We start from the raw sequence: 3,952 nt of genomic DNA on the forward strand, positions 1-3,952 counted from the left end.
GAAGAGTCACAAAGAGAACATTTGCAGACGGATATGAGATAAGCTATTCATACGATATCCTTGACCGTATAGAAAAGGTAGAAGGAACTGACGGACGAACGGTATCATATGAGTATGATGCAATGGGAAGAGCAACAAAAGTAACAGATGGTGAAAGTGTAACTTTTTACACATATACACGTACAGGTCGTCTTAAGAGTGTTGTTGATGCGCTTGGAAATGAGACAGCTTATACATACGATTCTCTTGATAACCTAAAGAGCATACACAGGGCGGAGGGACTTGTAAGTCTTGAAGAAAGTACGGGCGAGATTTTCCCTACAGTCGGGAAAGACGGTCATGTAACTGTTTATGATTACAATCTTTCCGGTCAGCTTACGGAGGTTACAGATGCTCTTGGGCAGAAAGAACACTATGAGTATGACCATTACGGAAGATTGATTTCCAAGACTGATAAAGATGATTATAAAACGACTTATTCGTACAATATAAATAATCAGGTTAATGCAATAAAATATGCAGATGGCAGAAGCGTAGCACTTTCTTATGACGCTCTTGGAAGACTTGAGAAGTTTAATGACTGGCTTGGGGCAACAGAGATTGAAAGAGATATACTCGGAAGAGCAATTTCTATAATAGATTATAACGGTAAGAAAGTATCTTATACTTATGGAAAAACAGATGAGAGAACATCTATCACATATCCGAGCGGTAAGAGAGTAGATTATATTTATGATGATAAGCTTAATTTGACTGAACTTATTAATGGAAATGAAAAAACAAGATATACTTATGATGAGCTTGATAGACTTATTGAGAAGTACCTTCCTAATGCAAATAGAGAAGTTATGGATTATCTTCCTGGAGGTTTCTTAAAGAGTCTTGAGATGTATGACAATAATGGACTATTGGATAAGTATGTTTATAGGTATGATTCTCAGGGAAATAGGACAGAAATCGATAGATTGCGTCGTAATCTTGATGAAATTTCCGGAAGATACAGTTACAGATATGACCAAGAAAAGAGACTAACGAGTGTCAGCCTTAATGGTGAACTATTAAGATCTTATGGCTATGATGCTTTTGGTAACAGAAGCAGTATGTCAGAAAATGGCAATACAACAATATACAGCTATGACGAGTTGGACAGACTTCTTGAAGAAACAAATTCTATTGAGAAGAAGACGTATAGCTATGATAAACGCGGCAATATAGCGGAGAAGAGAATAAATGATGTCTTAGAAAAGACATTCACTTATGATGCCACTAATATGCTTACGCGAGTAGATGATGTGTCTAAGGGAGAGGCATTATATAGCTATAATGGATTAGGTAAGCGTGTTTCTGTAGTTAATCCGACTGAAAGAATTGAATACTTGTTGGATCTTACAAAAGATTATCACAATATGCTTGAGCGTTCTGTAAATGGCGAAGTAGAGACATATACATACGATAGCAATGTTGTTTCTATGTCAAAAGAGGGACAGGATTATTTCTATATGCATGATGAGCTTGGAACATGCATGTACCTTACAGGGACAGATGGAATAGCTGTTTCTTCTTATGCTTACGATGAGTTTGGAAGAAATCTCAATCCATTCACAGGAAAGAAAGAGAAGCCACGCTACACAAAGCAGGGTAATATAATTCAGCCGCTTGCATTTACAGGATATCAGCACGATGAAATGACAGACGGTTATTATGCACAGGCGAGGTATTATGATGCAAGGGTTGGTAGATTTATATCAAGAGATAAAGCGAAGTTTATTTTAAAGAGTGTTCCGATAACACATAATATTTATACATATTGTGGTAATAATACAATTATGAATATTGATCCGGATGGACATGAATCAATTGTTTTATCAGGTGGACCTGCAGATGGTGATGATTTTGGTTATCAGTTTATTGAAACTGCAATAAAAGATATGCGCGATCAGATAGCTTCAGGTACAGACCCAGAAGATGTAACGTGGATTGTAATGGATGTTGGTTATTCTAAAACAGATATAAGTAATTTTAATGATACTGCATCTAAATTAGGCGTTAATATAGTTGTTGCTGATGGAAAAGAGGATTTAATAAATTACATTAATGATAAAAATGGCGGTAGAAGTACTGATGCAATAACAAGAGCGTCATTTTATTGTCATGGAAGGACTCCTAGAAGAACAGATGTAAATGAAAATGAATTGTCCTTTGCATACGATATAAAAGATGTTGATCAGTCTAAGTTTTCGTTCACGCAATCGGATATTGGTAAATTAGATGCGAACGCGTTTGATAATACGGTTACATATTTCTATTCTTGTAATTCAGGGACCAATGATAATTCGAACACATCTTTTGCCCAAGAATGGAGCAATAAGACAGGCGGTAGAAGCTTAGGATTAAAAAATGCTAGGACAGTGTATGCGTTTATAAATACAACTGGAGATTATGGATTTTATACAGGAGAGTTAGGGCACAAGGCAATGTCGCCTTCAGATTATTGGAATTATTTTAAAAGTCTTATAGGAAAACCTTCAACTATATGGATGGAAAAGCAAAAAAGGCATGATAGAAATGATGAAAACGGGAAGCACTATTCTGAATTTGGATGTTTACAATATCCATGGATGGTATCTTTGGCAGGCGACCTTGATGGTTTAGAGGATACATTTGATAGAGGATGGGTTTGGTTTGAACCGGAATGTGAGGGGTGATCTTGTGAAAAAAAGCGGAGTGATAATATTGATGATACTAGTTCCTATATTTGCTTTTGTGTTGTTTTTGTGTTGCAGATACTATTTTTACAGTACATGGAATGTGAATTATAAAAAATATCTGGATTTGGAGCTAAAACATTATTATGGGGATTATGAATTCAAAGTAATTGATAAAAAGATAAATGTTTTCAAAGAAAAAGCAAATTTGTATAGGTTTGAATATGTAGCAACATTATCAGATGGAAATATAGAATTTCAAATGATTAAAAATATGTATGACTCCAAAAAACTTGGGGGACATTGGCATGATGGTGATTACTGGGGATTTCGAGATGATTATATGAGGAAAAAAATAGCTGCAGCCGGTATTGATTTATCGCAATATGAGATTGAATTTATGGATGCTGTCATAAATGATAGTCCGGATTATGTTTTTACTATGACTCCTGACAATAAAGAGGATATAGTCAAGCTGATTACAGATATTATGCGTTTTGGAATAAAAGATTATCAATTAGATCTTTGGTTTAAGATTTATGATTCAAATGGGAAACAGCTAACAGACTCTTATGATTTATTCAAAGCATGTGAGAGGGCAGACGAAGAAGTAAATGAATCTAATCTTGAAGATTTTATAAGGAACGAGCTGGATAAATTTTAAGGAACATAGAGTATTATTTGAGTAGAGAGTATTCCATAAAGTTGAATGTTTTTCTGTTGATAAAAGATTTTTGTTTAATGTTGCATTCAAAATTTGATTGCAGAGGTTGATATGCCAATACAAAAAACAATTAAAGAAATAATGGCACCGGATGTAAAACAATACAAAAAAATAATCAAAGAAATAATGGGATTGGAAGCTAAAAAATGGTTTCAAGATTGCAAAAAAAACATCCACAGGATATAGCAAAACTATGTTAGCTGAATACGAAAGAAGAATTGATGAAATATTTGTGCAGCGTTTTTCGATAGATTATGATTTTGTGGTTAAGAAATTGGAATTGAAAACGGTTGGAATAACAGAGACTAGGTCGTTTGATGGTAGTGAAGAGGAGTTTAGAAGAACAATATCAGAATTTGCTGATATCATGCACAAAGAAGGTTATAAGAATTGTGATAAGGCATTAAAAGAACCTCGATATTCAATGGCGGAACAAAGAAAGCCTGGGAACATAACAGCATAGGAAAAGTATCTGAGTTTACGGATGAAGCAGGAAGAACCACATCCATAAAGTATAACAATG

General features: G+C 34.6%; 4 protein-coding genes. All 4 read left to right on the forward strand.

Annotation, left to right across the window (positions count from 1 at the left end; genetic code table 11):
* Positions 1 to 2,705, forward strand: a 2,705-nt coding sequence (locus tag BM377_RS15925; protein ID WP_143104534.1) for an RHS repeat-associated core domain-containing protein, incomplete at its 5' end; no start/stop codon positions are given.
* A gap of 4 nt (positions 2,706 to 2,709) precedes the next feature.
* Entirely contained in the window at positions 2,710 to 3,369 is a 660-nt protein-coding gene (locus tag BM377_RS15930; protein WP_143104535.1) for a hypothetical protein, read from the forward strand.
* A 111-nt stretch (positions 3,370 to 3,480) separates the two neighbouring features.
* Complete coding sequence (locus BM377_RS16660; protein ID WP_278291006.1) at positions 3,481 to 3,615, forward strand: hypothetical protein; 135 nt, start codon at positions 3,481 to 3,483, stop codon at positions 3,613 to 3,615.
* Between the two features lie 7 nt (positions 3,616 to 3,622).
* Positions 3,623 to 3,892: a hypothetical protein gene (locus BM377_RS15935; protein ID WP_092250957.1), complete on the forward strand. Its 270-nt coding sequence runs from the start codon at positions 3,623 to 3,625 to the stop codon at positions 3,890 to 3,892.
* Positions 3,893 to 3,952 lie beyond the last annotated feature (60 nt).

Source organism: Butyrivibrio sp. INlla21, from assembly GCF_900116875.1.
Taxonomy (GTDB): domain Bacteria; phylum Bacillota; class Clostridia; order Lachnospirales; family Lachnospiraceae; genus Butyrivibrio.